This is a genomic window from Bacteroides sp. PHL 2737 (genome assembly GCF_004115325.2).
Classification (GTDB): Bacteria; Bacteroidota; Bacteroidia; order Bacteroidales; family Bacteroidaceae; genus Bacteroides; species Bacteroides hominis.
Map to the genome: position 1 here is coordinate 1,162,420 of NZ_CP040630.1, position 19,981 is coordinate 1,182,400.

Consider the following 19,981-nt stretch of genomic DNA (forward strand, 5'->3'; position numbering starts at 1 on the left):
ACACCTTTTCTTTTTCTGAAATTCATCAGAAGTGTTTATGCTATTAAATGTCTTTTTGTTGAATCCATCTATTTTTTGCTTTCTAATATCCATGTTCTGGTTTCCTGTTTGGTCTTTTTGCTTGGGAAGGGTATAAATTCTTATCTTATTGAATTTATCTAATTCAAAATGCCAGCGTTTTTTTGAGTATTGTTTCCGGTTGGACGGAAATATGGGGATGTAGGGGAGTCTGAAAATACAGAATGATAGATTATCAATTGTCTTCTTTTGAAAAATTAGGAAGTTACAGAAAAGAGTCGTAAGTTTGTTGGATAGAAAGTATTATAATTATGAATAAGGCATTTCCTACTCTCATTCTTCTATTGTCTTTAGTAGGAGTATTGATCTCTTGTCAACATTCTTCTTCTGCGTATCCCTCTTCTTTAAGGTATGCCGATTCTCTAATGGAAATTTCTCCTGATCATATTTTGAATTATCTCGGTGAGCTTAATGTATCTGCATATTCAAAAGATGATCGGATCTATTTTGGTTTACTTTTGACACAGGCTACTGATAAAAACTTTTTGCCACTTCTTCCCTGTGATTCACTGATTGATGCGGCACTGGATTATTATGTGAAAAAGGATGGTATTCATTGGGCTCGTGCTTGGTTTTATAAGGGGAGGATTCAACGACAAATGAAAATGACGGAAGAGGCCCTGAAGAGTTGTTTTACCGCTTTGCAAGGGGTAGAAGGGAATACGAAAGAGGAATTGAAGTTGAAAGGAATGATTTATGAAGATATGGGAGGGATCTATTTGGATCAGCTCCTTTATCAGAAAGCGTTTGAAGAGTTCTATCATTCTTATCAGTGCGATTCTTTGCTGAATGATGAAAGGATCTTAATGTATTCTCTGTCGAATATGGGCTGGGTGCGTGTAGTTGAAAAAAAAGAAGAAGAAGCCTCTTTTTATTTGGATCAAGCTTTACGGTTGGCTTCGGCTTTGAATGATTCCATTTTTATAAGTGATCTATATGAACGCATGAGTTTAAATTGTGAGAATGTGGACTCTGCTTTTATATATGCCTGTTTGGCAGAAAACTATTTGACTAAGAAGAACGACTCCATTAGTTTGTGGCTAACATTTGGTGAGTTATATTTGGATAAACAGAAGCTGGATTCCGCAGAATATTATTTAAAACGTATTCTAAATACTTCTGATTTCGAACGGAAGATATTAGCTTCATATTCTTTGGCAGAGGTTGAACAGATCAGAGGAAATTATCAACGTGCTTTTGAATATCAGTCTTATTATGGCGATAATATAGACTCTATTTTCTCTTTAAATCATGCATCTGATATCGAGCGGTTGGCCTATAAATATGATTCGGAAGCGAAGATTACAAAAGAGAAGGAAAGCCGGAAGGTTTTAATTCACCGAATCTGTTATGGAGTAATTTTGTTCGTGCTGATCATTGCTATCGTTTTTCAACGAATCCATCGATGTCGAAAAATAGCTCAAGTGTTGTATGAGCAGCGCGTTGCTTATTTAAAAGAGCGCGTTGCTTCGTCACAGTTCCACATAGAACGTTTGGAAGCTGAAATCAGTTCTTTAAAACAAATAGGTGTGGAACGCGAGCAAGAAATTGTATTGAAGCAATCAGAGTTGCGTCGTATTGTTGACGAGAAAGCGCATTTACGTAATAGTCTATTTAAGGAGACATCTATTTTTAAGCGTATTCAAGAACTAAGCAAACAAGTGAAGCGAGAGTGTGATGAAACGATAAAGAATCCCAAAGTACTTCTTGCGAAAGAACAAGTGCAATTGAAAGAAGTGTTGTTTGAACTTTACGACGATCATATTCAATACCTTCGTGCTACTTATCCTAAAATAACTGATGACGATTGTATCTACTGCTGCCTGAAACTTTGTGAAATGGATGATCAGACTATTGCCTATTGTTTTGGCAATACAAGTAAGCAAATTGTGGTGCAGCGGCGTTTACGTTTAAAGAAAAAAATGAAAGAATCAAATGAATAAATCCTTTTTTTGAGATTTATAGAACATCAAAAGAGAAAAATGTTATCAGATGTGATCGCTTTATCTCTGTAAATTAGCTGTTTATAATAATATAAGTGTTATCTCTTTTCTCATTTTACTAAAGGGGAATAGAGTAACTTTGTCGTCAGAACAATAAACTTATATAACAATGAAAACAAAGATGATTGTATTGGGAGGATTACTATCTGCGCAAATAGTATTTCTGTCTAACAATGTTTATGGAGAGAATTCTATGATTGTAACTATTATGAAAAGTAGACATAGCGTGCATGTGATAACACATAAGAAGGAAAATCTGCAAAGAAGTACTTTACCTGTAGCTTGTGGCTATATCGAAGAGAACCAATTTGTCTTAAGTTTTAGTTTTTCTTTGGAGAATAGAAAGATACGGGTTGTTGACTCTGAAACCGGACAGCAAGTTTTTGATGATACGGTGACTGGTACTGCTGTCTCAATTCTTTTGGACAGAGATTCTAATAGTTTTGACGTTTATATTGGAAGTGAAAATTGATTTTAATTAAAAACTTAAAATAACACGAAATGAAAAGAATATTCAAATTAATATTGTTGTTATCTATATTTTGTGGATGTAATAAGAATGATGAAGAAACCATTGTGGATAACACAAATACAGAAGATATGTCTGAGTATAAAAGAGCTAAAGACTTGATATGCCAATTCAGTGAGAGGATAGATAAAGAGAAAGGTGGTACGAGAAGTAATACCTTGCAAATTACATTATCTTTAGCAGGTAAGAAAGCTATTGTCATTCCGAAAATGATTACAAGAGCTGGGGAGGTTAGTACAGATAGTGTGAATATGTTCGTATTTGATACAGAAAAGGATGGGAAATTGGGGTTTGCAATAGCCACCGGAAAAGCTGAAGTAGGAAGAGTCTATGCTTATGTGGAAAATGGAATGCTGTCAGATACTATAGAAAATGAAGGTATGGCTTATCTTGTTGGTCAGATTCCGGATATTATAAAACAGGATCAACTGAATTCTAGTCTGACAAGAAGCGGTGAACAGAGAACAACACATGTCTCTATACCATTGGTAAAGACCGAATGGAACCAGCATTATCCTTATAATGCTCAGATGCCTACGAATGGGAAGTGCTCTATGAGCTATTATTATGCAGGTTGTATTCCTATTGCAGTCGCTCAGGCAATTACTTATTATAGAAAATGTCCGATAGCTTATGATTGGGATGCATTTACTGTAAATACTGGGGTATACGATACTAATCTGATAGCTCCTGTATCTCAATTTGTGAGAAAGGTAGCGGATGGAATTAAGGTAAGCTATAGATGTGATGGGACAGGAACCAAAAACTTAGGCTCGACTAATGATTTTTTGAAAGGATGGGGATATAATGTCGAAAGACATAAGACGAATGATGTTGATAAGAATTTATTGTATCAATGTCTTATAACTAAAAACGTTGTTGTCTTTGTAGGAAAGAAAAAAAAGGGTACGGGACATGCTTGGTTGGTTGATGGTGGAGTTTTTGAATATTCAGGAAATGCCATGATTGGTTGTACTAATATACAGGTACAAGCGATTCATTGTAATTTTGGATGGAACACGTCTAATAATGGTTGGTATGCTATTAAAGACGGAGCTTATAATAGACCAGCTGATAATGCTTCTCAAGATGGTAATAATCCGACTAATGATAAAAATTCACCGAATGGTAATTATTACACAGATAATGATTATATTTATTTTCATGAAGCTATGGGGACTGAAATCTTATGGTAAAATATAAATTCATAATTATGAAAAAATTATTTTTTTTATGTTGTATATCTTTGGTGTGCATTTACGGATGCAATGATGATTCTGATAAATATTTTTCTAATTTTTTGAAGAGTAAAGAGGCGACTCTTGGTTCGGAGAGGGGGACCATTACGGTAGAAGGATGGGAGAAGTTTAAGCTGGTGCAGGCAAAGGAAATAGTAAATCAAGATACGATTTATACGGTAGATGAAATAAATGGCACTGATTATCAGGGAAGATGGTATCACGTAAAAGTCGATGAAAAACGGATGACTATAGATTGTGATAAGAATGAGACAGGGAATAAGAGAGTAGTTTCTTTACTTTTCCAGGGATCAGGTAATTCGTTTGATTGGTTTTCTCTGACCCAATCAGAATGATTCGGTTTATATATCATAGCTGAATGTATGTTACAATCGGATATTTTAGATATTTGGGATTACAGTTATATATTGAAAAATAAAAGATTAACCTAAAGCTGGATTTTAATTTAGGAGATAGAGTCAGCGTGTAAAAACTTATTCTATCTCCTTTTATCTTTTATTGTTTCCTTATAGCCAATGCCCTGTTTTCTGCCGCTTCCATGATTTCCCGCTCTCCGGGTCCCTTGTCATTAATGCCGCAAAGGTGGAGGATTCCATGAATGATGGTACGGTGTAATTCCTCGTCATAAGTCGTATTGAATTGCTCTGAGTTAGTCTTTACCGTTTCCAGGCTAATAAATAAATCTCCAGAAAGACGGTCACCCTGACAATAGTCGAAGGTGATGATGTCTGTATAGTAATCATGTTGCAAGTACTGGCGGTTTACTTCCAGTATTTTTTCATCCGAACAGAATATATAGGCGATTTCACCGATTCTTTTCCCATAAGTGGCAGCTACGGCTTTGATCCATTCGGTAGTCTCGCGTTTCTTGATATCGGGCATTTTGACACCCTCTGTTTGATAAGTTACGGCCATAATTGTTTTTATTTTAAAAGAAGAATAAATAACTGATTAGAATTGCTGCAATGATTCCGGCAAAATCGGCAATCAGTCCGCACGTCACCGCATTACGTGTTTTCGTGATGCCTACGCTGCCGAAGTAAACAGCCAGAATATAGAAAGTGGTATCGGAAGCTCCGCGAACCACACAGCTCACACGTCCGACAAATGAATCGGGTCCGAATTGCTTCATGGTATCGATCATCAAGCCATTGGCACCGCTTCCACTGAGTGATTTCATTAAGGCAGTCGGCAGTGCACCTACAAAACCGGTGTCAAGTCCACAGAATGCCACAATGGAGCCGATACCTCCAACGAGTATATCCATAGCCCCCGAAGTACGGAAAACCGCGATTCCAACGAGGAATGCCACCAGGTAAGGAATGATGCGGACTGCTGTGGTGAAGCCTTCTTTGGCACCTTCTACAAAAGAATCGTATACGTTGATTTTTTTTCGAATGCCTGTGCCGATAAATAATATGATGACAGAAAACAGGATCACATTGGCTGTCAAGGTGGAATAAATTCCCATATCTTCGCGTGAAAGCGTAGCCGTCAGGTAAATGATTCCGCCAAAAAAAAGGCTCAGGCAACCCATAAGTGTCAATATCGCTTTGTTTATCAGATTGATGCGCTGGGAAATACTGACAGCGATGACTCCTACCAGTGTGGAGATAAAGGTACTTAGCAAGATGGGGATGAAAATATCCGTTGGCTGTGCAGCTCCCATCTGTGCCCGGTAGACCATAATGCTGATAGGGATGATGATCAATCCGGAAGTATTAATCACCAGGAACATAATCATGGGGTTACTGGCGGTGTCTTTCTTAGGGTTCAGTTCCTGTAACTCTTTCATGGCTTTCAGTCCCATGGGGGTAGCGGCATTGTCGAGTCCCAGCATATTGGCAGACATATTCATAAAAATAGAACCCATGACCGGATGTCCTTTCGGAATGTCCGGAAACAAGCGGCAGAAGACCGGACTCAGCCAGCGTGAAAGGGCATTGATCAGTCCGCTGTTTTCACCGATTTTCATTATTCCGAGCCAAAGGGACAAGACACCGGTGAGTCCGAGGGAAATCTCGAATGCTGTTTTAGAAGAGTCGAAAGTAGAATTGATAATCTCCGTGAATATTTGGGTATCGCCGAAGAACAGGAGTTTGCAGACGGCAACTACGAAAGCAATCACAAAGAACGCAATCCAGATATAATTTAGAACCATAAATATGCCCGTTAATTTTCCTACAAAATTAAGAATATGTTTCTATTCATTGTGGCTTTTTTGCCTATTTTTGTCAGGATGTAACTTTATAAACTCAATTGTCTCGATGAAATCGATAGAAATTCAAAAAGAACTGGAGACTTATGTTGATCCGGTGAAGCGGGAATATCTTCCCGGATTCTTTAAAACCGGAAAAGGGCAGTATGGCGAAGGTGACAAGTTTCTTGGGGTAGTAGTGCCCAATACTCGTATTGTGGCTAAAAGGCATAAGGACATCCCTTTTGAGGTAATGGCCGAATTGCTTCAGTCGGAGTGGCACGAATGCCGGTTGTGTGCATTGCTGATGATGGTGGAACGGTTTAAAAAGTCCGACGAGAAAGAGCGGGAGGCTATCTATCGTTTCTATCTGTCTCAAACGGAACGTATTAACAACTGGGATTTGGTAGACCTGTCGGCTCCTTATATTGTAGGCGAATATCTGAGAGATAAATCACGTGACGATCTTTATCGGCTGGCTGAGAGTAATCTGCTGTGGGAGCAGCGCATCGCGGTAGTGGCTACTGTTACTTTGATCAGAAATAACGATTTCACCGATATTCTTCGTCTGGCAGAGTTGTTGTTGCAGCATAAGCACGACCTGATGCAGAAGGCTATAGGCTGGATGCTCCGTGAGATGGGAAAGAAGGACCGGGACTTGCTGTTGCAATTCTTGGATAAATACAGGATGGTGATGCCACGAACTATGTTGCGTTATTCGATAGAAAAACTGACGGAAGCCGAACGAAAATATTACATGAAGCGTTAATTGGGGCATTGCAGGATTGGCTACAGGGATCCGGGGAACCGAGAGATTTAATCTCTTGCTTATAGGGATGTCATCCTCTGTGAACTCTGTGTCCTCTGTGGTGAACTTCTCGTTTCAAAGGAAAAACTCTGTGAAACGCTGTGCTACTCTGTGATGAAATCTATATCTTTGCTACCTATTTATAAAAAAGAAATGGAAGAAGATTTTAATATACGGGATCATCAACTGACCAGCAGAGAACGGGATTTCGAGAACGCCCTCCGTCCATTGAGCTTTGAAGACTTCAACGGGCAGGACAAGGTGGTCGATAATCTCCGCATTTTTGTCAAGGCGGCTCGCCTGAGGGGTGAAGCACTGGATCATGTATTGCTGCATGGACCTCCCGGATTGGGAAAGACTACTTTATCGAATATTATCGCTAACGAGTTGGGTGTGGGATTTAAGATAACTTCCGGACCAGTACTCGACAAACCGGGTGATCTGGCCGGGGTGCTGACCAGTCTTGAACCGAATGACGTGTTGTTTATCGACGAGATTCACCGTCTTTCACCGGTAGTGGAAGAATATCTCTATTCGGCCATGGAGGACTATCGTATCGATATCATGATCGATAAGGGGCCCTCGGCCCGTAGTATCCAGATTGATCTGAGCCCGTTTACACTGGTGGGGGCGACAACCCGCAGCGGTTTGCTGACGGCTCCTTTGCGTGCCCGTTTCGGTATCAACCTGCATTTGGAGTATTATGACGACGATATATTAAGTGGCATTATCCGCCGTTCGGCAGGTATACTTGACGTGCCTTGTTCGTCTCAGGCAGCCGGTGAAATAGCTTCAAGGAGTCGTGGAACCCCTCGTATAGCCAATGCGCTGCTGCGCAGGGTGCGCGACTTTGCACAGGTGAAAGGTTCGGGATCTATCGACACGGAGATTGCCAACTATGCGCTTGAAGCACTGAACATCGATAAATACGGACTGGATGAAATTGATAATAAGATTCTCTGCACCATTATTGACAAGTTTAAGGGTGGTCCGGTGGGATTGACAACGATTGCCACTGCCCTGGGTGAGGATGCCGGAACGATTGAGGAAGTATACGAGCCATTCCTTATCAAGGAGGGGTTCCTGAAGCGTACTCCCCGGGGACGTGAGGTGACGGAGCTGGCTTACAAACATCTTGGGCGCAGCCTTTACGATAGTCAGAAGACACTGTTTAATGATTAGATACACAAAAACAACATGGCCGGATTAAAGTCATTGGTAAAAGATACAGCCCTGTATGGGCTGAGTAGTATGGTTGGTAGGTTTCTGAACTATCTGTTGGTGCCGTTATATACAGCGGTCTTACCTGCCGCATCCGGCGGATATGGGGTTGTCACCAACGTATATGCCTGGGCGGGGTTGATTATGGTACTGTTGACGTTCGGGATGGAGACCGGTTTTTTCCGTTTTGCCAATAAGTCGGAAGAAGATCCGGCAAAAGTATATGCCAATTCACTGATCTCGGTAGGAGGTATTTCACTTATCTTTGCCGTCCTTTGTCTGACATTCCTTCAGCCTGTCTCTAATTTTCTGGACTATGGCGATCATCCTGACTTCATCGGGATGATGATAGTGGTCATGGCTCTCGATTCTTTCCTGTGCATCCCGTTCGCTTATCTGCGTTATAAAAAGCGTCCCATTAAATTTGTTGCCATTAAGTTCGTTTCCATCATTGCCAATATCGTTCTGAACCTGTTCTTCCTGTTGCTTTGCCCGTGGTTGCATGTGCATTTTCCCGCATCGGTGGATTGGTTCTATAATCCGACCTATCTGGTAGGGTACATCTTTGTCACCAATCTGATAACAACCTGTTTGCAACTTTTTTGCCTGATTCCCGAGCTTCGTGGCTTTGCCTATCGGGTGGACAAGGCACTGTTGAAGCGGATGCTTGTCTATTCTTTTCCGATATTGATTTTTGGCCTGGTAGGCATTTTGAACCAGACGGTGGATAAGATTATCTATCCTTTCCTCTTTACCGATCGTCAGGAAGGGCTGGTGCAACTCGGCATTTACGGTGCTGCCACCAAGATTGCCATGGTGATGGCTATGTTCACTCAAGCTTTTCGTTATGCCTATGAGCCGTTTGTATTTGGCAGGGAACGTGAAGGAGACAATCGCCGGATGTATGCCCAGGCGATGAAGTATTTCCTTATTTTTGCCTTGCTTGCCTTTCTGACAGTTATGTTCTATCTCGATATTTTGCGTTATATGGTGGCACCCGATTATTGGGCTGGACTTAGTGTGGTAGCCATCGTGATTGGCGCGGAAATATTCAAAGGCATCTATTTTAACCTCTCGTTCTGGTATAAGCTGATCGATGAAACTCGTTGGGGAGCTTATTTCTCCATGGTCGGATGTGCTATTATCGTGGGAATGAATGTACTGCTGGTTCCCACTTACGGATTCGTGGCCTCGGCATGGGCTTCGGTAGCCGGATATGGGGTAATTACGGTTCTGTCTTATTGGATCGGACAGAAAAAATACCCCATCCATTATGACTTGAAGCACCTCGGTATGTATGTGTTGCTTACAGCAGTGCTCTATGCGGCAGGAGAGCTGGTACCTATTCAAAATGTGGTACTTCGCCTGGCTTTCCGTACCGTTTTGTTACTGATATTTGTGGCTTATGTTATCCGGACGGATTTGCCATTGAGCCAGATTCCTGTGATTAACCGATTTATTAAGAAGAAATAGTTATGAAGGCAGACAATCGAAACATTTTTGCCGTTAAGGCATTTCTCAGAGAATATCTGGACCTGAGAAAGGACAAAGACAACGAACTGGCAACGGTTGATTCCATCCGGAAAGGTGTGGAGTTCAAAGGGGCTAACCTCTGGATTCTGATTTTTGCTATCTTCATGGCCTCACTCGGACTGAATGTCAATTCGACGGCCGTCATTATTGGTGCCATGTTGATTTCACCGTTGATGGGACCAATCATGGGAGTGGGGCTATCGGTAGGGCTGAATGACTTTGAGTTGATGAAACGCTCTCTGAAAAGCTTCCTGATTACTACGGCGTTCAGCGTGACGACGGCTACTATTTTTTTCCTGTTTACTCCCATTGCCGAAGCGCAGTCGGAGTTGCTGGCACGCACGTCACCGACAATTTATGACGTTTTCATCGCACTTTTCGGTGGACTTGCCGGAGTGGTTGCCCTTTCTACCAAAGAGAAAGGAAATGTAATTCCGGGTGTTGCCATTGCTACTGCATTGATGCCGCCTCTCTGTACGGCAGGTTATGGGTTGGCTTCCGGCAATCTGATCTATTTTCTGGGAGCATTCTACCTCTATTTCATCAATTCCGTATTTATCAGTCTTGCCACGTTTATCGGTGTACGGCTGATGCACTTCCAGCGGAAAGAGTTTGTAGACAAGAACCGTGAAAAGAAGGTACGTCAATATATCGTATTCATCGTGATTCTGACTATGTGTCCGGCTATTTATCTTACGATGGGAATTATCCGGAGTACCTTTTTCGAGACGGCGGCCAATCGTTTTGTCTCCGAACAACTCAACTTTGATAATACCCAGGTTCTGAATAAGAAGATCCATTACGAAGGAGATTCATGCGAGATCCGTGTCGTGCTGATCGGTCCGGAAGTGCCGGAAGCTTCCATCGCCATTGCCCGCAGCAAGATGAAAGACTATAAACTGGAAAATACGAAGCTGATTGTTTTGCAGGGAATGAACAATAACGATGCGATGGACCTCTCGTCAATTCGTGCCATGGTAATGGAAGATTTCTATAAGAATAGCGAGCAACGTTTGCAGGAACAACAAGTCAAGATAACCACACTCCAGAAGAGCCTTGAACGATATAAGTCTTACGATGAAATGAGCCGGAAAATCATTCCGGAACTGAAAGTACTTTATCCTTCGGTGACGGCTTTATCTATTTCGCATACGATTGAGACGACGGTCGATTCGATGAAAACAGATACAATTGCACTTGCCGTGCTGAAGTTTACCCGCCATCCGAAGAACGATGAAAAGGAGAAAATCAGTGCGTGGCTTCAGGCGCGGGTAGGAGCCAAGAAACTCCGGTTGATTGTTGAAGAATGACGGGAAGCATATGGCCGGAGAAAAGAAGATGAATAAACATGATTAATATAAATGAATAGAAACAAAGTAATTAACTCTTTCTGTAGCAGAAAGAGATGGGGGGAAGTTCTGTGTCTGGTTTTGCTTTTTCTCTACCCGGCTTCATTGCATGCCGATGAAGGTATGTGGATGCTGGGCAATCTGAATAAAGAAACCCGTAAAGCGATGAAAGAACTGGGATTGCAGATGCCTGCCGACCGGCTTTACAGTACGAAGCGTCCGTCGCTGAAAGACGCTGTGGTCAGTTTCGGAGGATTCTGCTCGGGAGTAGTCGTTTCCGAGGATGGCCTGGTATTTACCAATCATCACTGCGGGTTCAGCAGCATACAACAACATAGTTCGGTTGACCACGATTATCTGAAAGACGGGTTCGTGGCGCATAGCCGGGAAGAAGAGTTGCCCAATCCCGAGTTGTATGTCCGCTTCCTGCTACGTACAGAAGACGTTACCCGCCGGGTCCTGAAAGCTACAACACCCGGTATGACCGAAGCTGAACGAGGTTTAGCCATCGATTCGATGATGATATTAATAGGGGATGAAGTCTCGAAAAAGGACTCCACATTGGTTGGCATTGTAGATGCTTATTACGGAGGCAATGAGTTTTGGCTTTCCGTTTACCGCGATTTCAACGATGTGCGTCTGGTGTTTGCGCCACCGTCCTCTATCGGTAAGTTTGGATGGGACACGGACAACTGGATGTGGCCCCGTCATACAGGCGATTTCTGTGTCTTTCGCATTTATGCCGATAAGGAGAACCGCCCTGCGGACTATTCGCCCGATAACGTGCCCTATCACCCCGAATATGTAGCTCCGATTACGTTGGATGGATATAAAGAAGGTTCGTTTTGCATGACGTTGGGCTATCCCGGCAGTACAGAACGTTATCTTTCTTCGTTTGGTATCGAGGAAATGATGAACGGGATGAATCAGGCTATGATCGACGTCCGCGGAGTGAAACAGGCCATTTGGAAACGTGAGATGGACCGGAGAGATTCTATCCGTATCAAATATGCGTCGAAATATGACGAAAGCTCCAATTACTGGAAAAACAGTATCGGGACCAATAAAGCCATACGCAAACTAAAGGTGCTGGATAAGAAGCGCCAGGCGGAAGACGCGCTCCGAAAGTGGATTCAGAAGACTCCGTCAGAACGGGAGAAGTTGCTGCACCTGATGTCGTCGCTCGAACTGAACTACAAGGATCGTAAAGAGGTGAACCGGGCGATGGCCTATTTCGGAGAGTCGTTTATTAACGGTCCCGAATTGGTGCAATTTGCGCTGACCATCCTGAACTTCGACTTCGAAGCGGAACAGAAGCAGGTGGTGGCTCAGCTCCAGAAGTTGCTCGATAAATATGCAAACTATGATGTGACCATTGATAAAGAAGTGTTTGTAGCCATGTTGAAGGAGTATCGGAGCAAAGTGGACCGGGCATATCTGCCCGATCTTTACCAAACCATAGATACGCTTTACGGAGGCAATGAGCAGATGTATGTTGATTCATTGTATGCTCATTCTGAGATCACTTCTCCACGCGGCTTGAAGCGTTTCCTGGAACGCGATACTACTTTCCATATGGTCGATGACCCTGCAGTTTCGCTCGGCATTGATCTGATTGTGAAATTTTTCGATATGCGTAGTCAGATGGCTGAGGCTTCTGATAATATAGAAAAGGACGAACGCGAGTTTAATGCCGCCATGAGAAGGATGTATGCCGACCGCAATTTCTATCCGGATGCCAACTCGACAATGCGGCTGAGTTTCGGTACCATAGGCAGCTATTCACCTTACGACGGTGCCGACTATGACTATTATACCACGGTAAAGGGAATTTTCGAGAAGGTAAAGGAGCACAGTGGTGACCCCGACTTTGCTGTACAGCCGGAGGTCCTGTCCCTGCTGGCATCAGGTGATTTCGGACGTTATGCCGACGAAAAGGGAGATATGAATGTATGTTTCATCTCAAACAATGACATTACGGGTGGCAATTCCGGCAGTGCCATGTTCAACGGCAACGGTGAATTGCTGGGGTTGGCATTCGACGGGAATTGGGAAGCGATGAGTAGCGATATCGTTTTCGAACCCGAAGTACAACGCTGTATCGGGGTCGATGTACGATATATGCTCTTCATTATCGAAAAGTTCGGAAAAGCAAGCCAGCTGATACAAGAACTGAAAATAGAAGACCGAAAGAAGTAAGCCCTTACCCTAACGTCTCAGTATGATTACGATTACTGCTGAGATTATGAGCAGAATGCCGATTCCGATGCTCCGGGTAAAGGGTTCGCCGAACATAAAGATACCTACACAAACAGCTGTTACCGGCTCCATGGCTCCAAGTACGGAAGTGAGCGTGGAGCCGATGCTTTTTACGGCCTGTACTAATGCCAGGTTAGAGATTACGGTTGGAATCAATGCCAGCAGCAGCAGATTTCCTCCCGTATGCCAGTCGGGAATGGCTTGAATACCCGTGGTCGCGCCTATCCCCACCAGCAGGAAAAGCGTACCGAACAGAAAAACATAGAAAGTAAGCCTTAGCCCTTTCATCTGTCCGATCTTGAGTTGACTCACCGTAACCAGGTAAAGCGCATATCCCAAAGCCGACAGGAGAACGATGAACAATCCGATGGCAGTAATTCCACCGGAACTGTCGCCGTAAGAAAGGCAGGAGACACCGACTACGGCAAGAGCGATGGCGAAGAAGCGCCAGGCTGACTTCTTTTCGCGGAAAAAGATCATCATAATCAGCGTGGTCAGTACCGGATACATGAAATGGATGGTAGTGGCTACCCCGCTTGCCATGAATTTATACCCCCAGAACAAGAAGACTGCGGACATCAGATAGAGGAAGGCAAGTAGCGACAGCGAAGGGATTTCTTTGCGGCTGATACGGAAAGACTGTTTGTCGAGCAACAGGATACATCCCAAAGCTAAGCAGGCGAACAGGAACCGATAAAACAGGATGGATTCGAAGTGCATTCCCTCACGCATGGCAGGGATGGTGAAAAGAGGAATCAGCCCGAAGGAGGCCGATGAAAGCAGACCGTAAAGGAAACCATTAAATTTGTTCATACCCGAAAACTATTACCTGTTTTTTTTTAATTCACGCAAAGGTAGTGTTTTTGGGGACAATATAAATAAGAGAACCCTGACTTAATCTTTTCTTATCATTTTGACTTTTTGCTTTTCTGACCCTTCCAGAATCGTTTATTTCGGGCCTCTCTCCGGTTGGTGTGAAAAAAACGTCCGGAATTTGCATTAGGTTCGCAATGTGCTGTCTTTGATTCGCTTGATCTGCTTTCTATTTTTAGAGTATATCGGGTGATTGCAAACAAATAGTTGCTTAATCTCTTTGTTTGAGCTCTTTTGGGTAGTTTCCGGTTGCTGCTCTATTGAAATGAACCAGCTTGTGAACAGAAGCTTTTTCGGAAAAAGTGGGAATAAAGAAGGCCTCTTCCTCCGATGGAGTAAGCATTTGCTCCGGATGGAGTAACCTTTCGGGGGAAATGCAGGTTGCATTTCGTCCGGAAGCCTGCTCTTCGGAGTGAGAAAGCCCGGCTCTTCACCCCGCTCAGACCGTTGCTAAGTGAAGTGAAGAGCCGGGCTTTCATCCGGCTTCTCTCCGAAAGAGAAATTTTATAAGAAAGGGAAGTAAGCAGGGAACGGCTAATCTGGTCTTTTTGAAAGTTGACAGACCGTTCTTCCTATCTTTTTGTCCTTAGCTCTTCTTGGGTTTTCTTCTTGCCCATCCCTCTTCGCTGAAGTCGGGTTCGGCATCTTTAAAGAACTGCTTCCATTCATCTTTACCTTTGGGACCACGTGCTGCGGAATATCCGCGTTCCTCGCGGCTGGGCTTTTGGGCTTTCCGGGTGTCCGCCTGTTTTCCGTCTTTACCGGCTCTGCCTTTATCCTTGCGGTCGGCCGATGCGGCTGTATTTCTTCCTTTGCCGCCCTTGTCACTGCCTTCATTCCGTTTTCCGCGTCCTCTGCGTTCCGTAGGTGCTTCTTCTCCGGCAACCTCTACCGTAACCTTGCGTCCGTTCCAGTTTGTCCGGTTCAATGCTTTTACTACGTTCTGCGCTTGTTTCTCTTCTACTTCGAAGAACGAGAAGTTCTTCATCAGGTCGATACGTCCCAGTTCCACTCTTCCACGGGTGTTATTGTTGAGCAGGGTAATCAGTTCATGGGGGAAGAAGTTATCCATCTTACCCAGGTTGATGAAAAGTCGGGTGAAGCCCGGTTCAGCCTGGCGGCCACTCTTGCTGTCACGGCTTTTTACGGCACGTTCGCTGCGGCTGTCTGTCGGCACCTCTATTTCTTCACGATTGCGATAATAATCCACGAACCGGTTGAACTCGTGCGATACCATGCGCTTGATAAGGTCCTCCTTGCTCAGCCATTCCAGTTTACGATAAATTTCGGGCATGAAGTCGTTAATGTCTTCCTCGTTTACCTTTACTTTTTCAAGGTCATCGATCACTTTAAGAAGCTGTTTCTCGCAAATCTGTTTGCCGGTAGGCATTTCGCCGGCAATGAACTTCTTGCCGATGATACGCTCTATTTCGCGCATTTTTCCCTTTTCACGCAGGTTGATAATCGCAATCGATGTACCTGTCTTACCGGCACGTCCGGTACGTCCGCTGCGGTGTGTGTAGCTTTCCGTATCATCCGGCAACCCGTAGTTGATGACGTGTGTCAGGTCGTCTACGTCCAGTCCGCGTGCGGCAACGTCTGTGGCTACCAGTATCTGGAGGTTGCGAATACGGAACTTCTGCATCACCGTGTCACGCTGTGCCTGCGAAAGTTCTCCGTGCAGTGAATCGGCGTTATAGCCTTCCTGCATCAGTTTATCGGCAATCTCCTGGGTCTCTTTACGGGTACGGCAGAAGACGATACCGTAAATCTGCGGATAATAGTCTACGATGCGTTTCAGTGCAGCATATTTATCTTTTGCGTGTACGGTATATACCACATGCTTCACATTGCTTGTACTTTCGTTTTTGCGTCCGATGGTAATCTCTTTTGCATCGTGAAGGTAGTTCTTCGAAATACGGGCTATTTCGGGGCTCATCGTAGCCGAGAAAAGCAGTGTGTTGCGTTCCTGCGGAACATCGGCCAGAATAGCGTTTATACTCTCCGTAAAGCCCATGTTAAGCATTTCGTCCGCTTCGTCCATTACCACGTTGGTGACAGTGGCAAGCGATACTGTTTTGCGTTCCATCAGGTCGAGCAGACGTCCCGGTGTGGCAACAATGATGTGCACACCCCGTTTCAGGCTGCGTATTTGGCTGTCGATGGACGAACCACCGTATACGGGCAATACTTTCAGCCCGTCAATGTATTTGGAGTAATCGTTCAGATCGCCCGCTATCTGGAGGCAAAGCTCACGTGTAGGGCATAGAACGAGTGATTGGGGGATTCTGTTTTTTACGTTAATTTTTTGGATGAGGGGCAAGCCAAACGCTGCGGTCTTACCCGTTCCTGTCTGTGCAAGAGCTACTACATCATTGTTCTCTCCTAAAAGGTATGGAATCACTTCCTCCTGTACCGGCATGGGATTCTCGTATCCCATCTCTTCAATAGCTTTACGTATCTCCGGAGAAACGCCAAGCTCTTCAAATGTCTTCATTAAATCTCTGTATATCTTTATATTCGGGTGCAAAGATACGGATTAATTGTGAATTACGAATGATAACAATAAATAATGATGGACAAAAAATGCGTTATTCCAGCAAGATGTTGCGTAGTCTGTGTGTGTCCTCGGGCTGCAGACCGATTGCTTTCTGCAGATAAGTGGATACATCACCGTATTTGCGCTCTATCTCGTCTTTGGCTGCATTAAGGAAATCTTCTTTTGCCGAGAAAAGAGTGGTAATGGCCTCCTGCGAGTTGGCGGGCAGGTTATAAGCGTACTTGGACGCTTTGGGGATATTAAAGTAATCGTTGCTCAGACGGTAATCTTCCATAATGATATCCGCATTAACATCTAAAGCAGCCAGTATCAGGGCAGATACGATGCCGGTCCGTCCTTTTCCCGACGAGCAGTGAATCACTACCGGATAGCTGTTTTTGTCGAGCAGGATATCGAATATTTCCTTGTATTCCTTCTGGTATTTTACCACCAGTTCGCGGTTCATCCCTTCCACCATGTGGTAAATGGTATCCGTCTTGATCTTCTCTTGTTGTATGCCGTGCAGGATATGTTCCATATCACCCGTACTGATAGGGATATGCACCACATTGAATCCTTTTTGCAAAGGAGGCGTATTATGGAGTTCGCTTTCGGAGCGCAGGTCCAGAATGGTTTTGATGCCCAGATTCTGTAGTTTTCTGAAGGCAAAGCAATTCAGGCTGTCTATCTGTGCCGAACGGTAGAGCTTGCCCCAGCGTACGTGCTTTCCTGTAGCGGATTTATATCCTCCCAAGTCGCGGAAGTTCTGTATGCCGGGCATATTTACATTGCGGGGAGCCACTTTTACACGGTATTTGTCATTGAATACCATTGTATAATAGGAGCGTTTGGAAGGATCGTTGGTCACAATCGTTATCCGTGCGTCGGAGATGTTAGCCATGGCGACGGGATTGTCTTCGGGTATGAACTCCGGATTGTCGGATGCATATACTTTCACCTGCCCCTTGATGAGAGGGGTTGTTTCCCATTTAAGAATACAGTTTCCTATATTATTCTCTTCGCAAACCACCGAAATGTTAGGAGACATATCTGTGCACGAAGGCAGAATAAGTAAAATAGTTAGTAAATTGAACAGGTTTTTGTACATAGTTCGTATTTGTCTGAGAGCACTATTTGCAAAGATATGGATTCTTGTTACATGGTATAATTACTTTGCTATAATTAGACAACGTTAATAGTAATTAGCTACGGGCTACACGCTACGGGTAATTATGCTGGATGATGCACATTTACTTGTTGCTTGTAGCTCGTAACTGACAAGCATTAACGGTAGTTTGCCGCAAACTCCTCCGATACGGAGTTGCTGAAACTCTTGCAGACTTCTGCGGAGAAATCCTGACCGCATTGTATCACCTTATCCCAGGTCTCCTCACTCAGGTTTTGCAAGTCGCGGTAACGGACGTCATATTTTAACATGCCGTAGATCAGGCCGGCATTGAAGTTGTCTCCTGCACCGATGGTACTGACTGCTTGCAACGGGGTGACAGGATACTCTTTCGATATTGTGTTGGTACGCAGCGAGATTTTCTCTGCTCCGGCTGTACAAAGGAATAGCGGACAATAAAACTTGATTTTATCCTTGTAGATCTTCTCTGCGTCTTTGATTCCGTACATGTAATAGAAGTCTTCCAGAGATCCCCTTACGATGTCGGCATATTCCAGATTCTCGATAATGGTTGGAGCTAACTTCATAGCCTCGTTCTTATGTGAAGAACGGAAATTGGGATCATAATATACAATCGCTTTTTTCTCTCTTGCTATGTCCAGCAGTTCCAGAATCTTGTCGCGTAAAACCGGATTCAGGGCATAATATGAACCGATGACAATGATATCATCTTCGTTGATGGGAGGGAACAAAACGTCCAGCCGCTGTTTGGGATAGTCTTTATAGAAGATGTATTCCGCGTCGCTGTGTTCGTTCAGGAAAGCCAGGGATACGGGCGATTTGCCATCCGGGAACACATTGACGTGATCCGTCGGGATATGATTGTCACGCATGAATTGCAAGATGATGTTTCCAACATGGTCGTTGCCCGTTTCGCTGATGAAACATACATTGACTCCCATGCGTCCTAAAGAAACGATGCCGTTGAAAACAGAGCCTCCGGGAACGGCTGCCGAAGGCTGGTCGTTCCGGAAGATGATATCGAGTATAGTCTCTCCGATGCCGATTACTTTACGCATAGTTTTCTTGATTTTTCACCCAGATAACCACCGTGATGGCGTTTGGAGTATTCTTCGATAGTGAATTCAGTCCTTTTCATTGTTTGTACCACGAGGATATCGCCGATGACGGTCATTACCGTAGTCGAGGTAGTAGGGGTCATACCCAGTGTACAAACCTCGGCAGGGTGCCCTGTACTCAGGCATACATCTGATTCGCTGGCAAGCGGACTGTCGGGGTTTCCGGTGATAACGATGAATTTAAGGCCCGGATTCAGGTTGTGGGCCAACTGCGTTAACTCTACGATTTCACGGGTTTTGCCCGAGTTTGAAATCAACAGCAACAGGTCGTTCTCTTGCAGGATGCCCAGATCGCCATGTTGCGCTTCGCTGGGATGCAGGAAGACAGAGGGAATACCGGTCGAACAAAACGTAGTGGCGATGTTCATCGCTATTTGTCCGGCTTTACCCATGCCGGAAGTTACAAGTTTGCCTTTTTTTCTGTGTATTTGTTCCACAATCAACTCAACCGCCTTTTCGTAGGCATTGGTCACGGGAATATTCAGCACGGCTTGTGCTTCCTTTTGCAGGAGTTCTTGAATCGATTCAATCATTATATCTTAGTTGTTAATTCATTAAATGTGTTTGCTACTTCATAATAGGAGGACAGCGGATGGCGGGCAAATCCTCTTGCCTGTAATTCGCTGAGTACGGCAAGCAACGGGCTATAAAAACCATTTGCGTTGTAGAAGATCACTTTCTTCTGGTGATAACCGATGGAAGCGGCTGCCATGACATGAAATACTTCATCCAGCGTGCCGATACCGCCGGGGAGAGCCACCAATACATCCGACTGTTGCAGGATGATATCCTTGCGGTCACTCAGATTGTGTGTGCGGATCATTTCATCGAGATATGTACTCACTTTGCCGTTCTCTTCAAGTTTGGAGGGTACTACACCGATGACACGTCCCCCGCTTTCTTTGACTGCCTTTGCCACACATTCCATGAGTCCGAGGTTGGCACCACCGTAGATAAGTGTCTTGCCGTTTCTTCCCATCCATTCGCCAATCTGATGGGCTGCATCGAAGAATGTCGGGTCGATGCTGTCGGACGCGGAACAGAAAATTCCTATCTTTTCCATAAGGG

Annotated in this window: 17 protein-coding genes; 9 read left to right on the forward strand and 8 right to left on the reverse strand. The window is 44.1% G+C overall.

Features of this window, described 5'->3' with window-relative positions; translation table 11 throughout:
• Nucleotides 1-329 precede the first annotated feature (329 nt).
• The 4 genes from DBK98_RS04970 (at nt 330) to DBK98_RS04985 (ending at nt 4,204) form a co-directional block, all read left to right on the forward strand.
• Nucleotides 330-2,021: a hypothetical protein gene (locus DBK98_RS04970; RefSeq protein WP_005812341.1), complete on the forward strand. Its 1,692-nt coding sequence runs from the start codon at nt 330-332 to the stop codon at nt 2,019-2,021.
• A gap of 169 nt (nt 2,022-2,190) precedes the next feature.
• Nucleotides 2,191-2,553, forward strand: a complete 363-nt coding sequence (locus DBK98_RS04975; RefSeq protein WP_005779625.1) for a hypothetical protein — start codon at nt 2,191-2,193, stop codon at nt 2,551-2,553.
• Between the two features lie 29 nt (nt 2,554-2,582).
• A complete protein-coding gene (locus DBK98_RS04980; RefSeq protein ID WP_005779623.1) occupies nt 2,583-3,806 on the forward strand; it encodes a C10 family peptidase in 1,224 nt (407 codons plus the stop codon).
• 17 nt (nt 3,807-3,823) lie between these two features.
• Complete coding sequence (locus DBK98_RS04985; protein WP_005779621.1) at nt 3,824-4,204, forward strand: hypothetical protein; 381 nt, start codon at nt 3,824-3,826, stop codon at nt 4,202-4,204.
• 160 nt (nt 4,205-4,364) lie between these two features.
• On the opposite strand, the gene ybeY is transcribed toward DBK98_RS04985, so the two are convergent.
• Both ybeY and DBK98_RS04995 read right to left on the reverse strand, forming a co-directional pair.
• Nucleotides 4,365-4,784: an rRNA maturation RNase YbeY gene (ybeY, locus tag DBK98_RS04990; protein ID WP_005779618.1), complete on the reverse strand. Its 420-nt coding sequence runs from the start codon at nt 4,782-4,784 to the stop codon at nt 4,365-4,367.
• 13 nt (nt 4,785-4,797) lie between these two features.
• Nucleotides 4,798-6,030 carry a nucleoside recognition domain-containing protein gene (locus tag DBK98_RS04995; RefSeq protein WP_005812336.1) on the reverse strand — a complete coding sequence of 411 codons (1,233 nt, stop codon included), beginning with the start codon at nt 6,028-6,030 and terminating at the stop codon, nt 4,798-4,800.
• 106 nt (nt 6,031-6,136) lie between these two features.
• Between DBK98_RS04995 and DBK98_RS05000 the strand changes: the two genes are divergently transcribed.
• The 5 genes from DBK98_RS05000 to DBK98_RS05020 all read left to right on the forward strand — a co-directional run bounded on the left by DBK98_RS05000 (nt 6,137) and on the right by DBK98_RS05020 (nt 13,176).
• Nucleotides 6,137-6,835, forward strand: coding sequence for a DNA alkylation repair protein (locus DBK98_RS05000; protein ID WP_005812333.1), 699 nt, complete (start codon nt 6,137-6,139; stop codon nt 6,833-6,835).
• 192 nt (nt 6,836-7,027) lie between these two features.
• Nucleotides 7,028-8,056 (forward strand): Holliday junction branch migration DNA helicase RuvB, encoded by a 1,029-nt coding sequence (gene ruvB / locus DBK98_RS05005; protein WP_005779612.1) that lies wholly within the window; start codon nt 7,028-7,030, stop codon nt 8,054-8,056.
• 15 nt (nt 8,057-8,071) lie between these two features.
• On the forward strand, nt 8,072-9,568 hold the full coding sequence (locus DBK98_RS05010) for an oligosaccharide flippase family protein (RefSeq protein WP_005812331.1): 1,497 nt from the start codon (nt 8,072-8,074) through the stop codon (nt 9,566-9,568).
• 2 nt (nt 9,569-9,570) lie between these two features.
• A complete protein-coding gene (locus tag DBK98_RS05015) occupies nt 9,571-10,938 on the forward strand; it encodes a TIGR00341 family protein (RefSeq protein ID WP_005779608.1) in 1,368 nt (455 codons plus the stop codon).
• Between the two features lie 51 nt (nt 10,939-10,989).
• On the forward strand, nt 10,990-13,176 hold the full coding sequence (locus tag DBK98_RS05020) for a S46 family peptidase (protein ID WP_005812328.1): 2,187 nt from the start codon (nt 10,990-10,992) through the stop codon (nt 13,174-13,176).
• A 9-nt stretch (nt 13,177-13,185) separates the two neighbouring features.
• Here DBK98_RS05020 and DBK98_RS05025 read toward each other — a convergent pair whose 3' ends face one another.
• The 6 genes from DBK98_RS05025 to DBK98_RS05050 form a co-directional block, all read right to left on the reverse strand.
• Nucleotides 13,186-14,049, reverse strand: coding sequence for a DMT family transporter (locus DBK98_RS05025; protein ID WP_005779605.1), 864 nt, complete (start codon nt 14,047-14,049; stop codon nt 13,186-13,188).
• 646 nt (nt 14,050-14,695) lie between these two features.
• Entirely contained in the window at nt 14,696-16,606 is a 1,911-nt protein-coding gene (locus DBK98_RS05030; protein ID WP_032536492.1) for a DEAD/DEAH box helicase, read from the reverse strand.
• A gap of 94 nt (nt 16,607-16,700) precedes the next feature.
• A complete protein-coding gene (locus tag DBK98_RS05035) occupies nt 16,701-17,756 on the reverse strand; it encodes a tyrosine-protein phosphatase (RefSeq protein WP_005779599.1) in 1,056 nt (351 codons plus the stop codon).
• Between the two features lie 176 nt (nt 17,757-17,932).
• Nucleotides 17,933-18,853 carry a carbohydrate kinase gene (locus tag DBK98_RS05040; RefSeq protein ID WP_005779597.1) on the reverse strand — a complete coding sequence of 307 codons (921 nt, stop codon included), beginning with the start codon at nt 18,851-18,853 and terminating at the stop codon, nt 17,933-17,935.
• Nucleotides 18,841-19,446 carry an SIS domain-containing protein gene (locus DBK98_RS05045; protein ID WP_005779596.1) on the reverse strand — a complete coding sequence of 202 codons (606 nt, stop codon included), beginning with the start codon at nt 19,444-19,446 and terminating at the stop codon, nt 18,841-18,843. The genes DBK98_RS05040 and DBK98_RS05045 overlap by 13 nt, the downstream gene beginning before the upstream one ends.
• Nucleotides 19,446-19,976 (reverse strand): TIGR00730 family Rossman fold protein, encoded by a 531-nt coding sequence (locus DBK98_RS05050; protein WP_005812321.1) that lies wholly within the window; start codon nt 19,974-19,976, stop codon nt 19,446-19,448. The genes DBK98_RS05045 and DBK98_RS05050 overlap by 1 nt, the downstream gene beginning before the upstream one ends.
• Between the last annotated feature and the right edge of the window lie 5 nt (nt 19,977-19,981).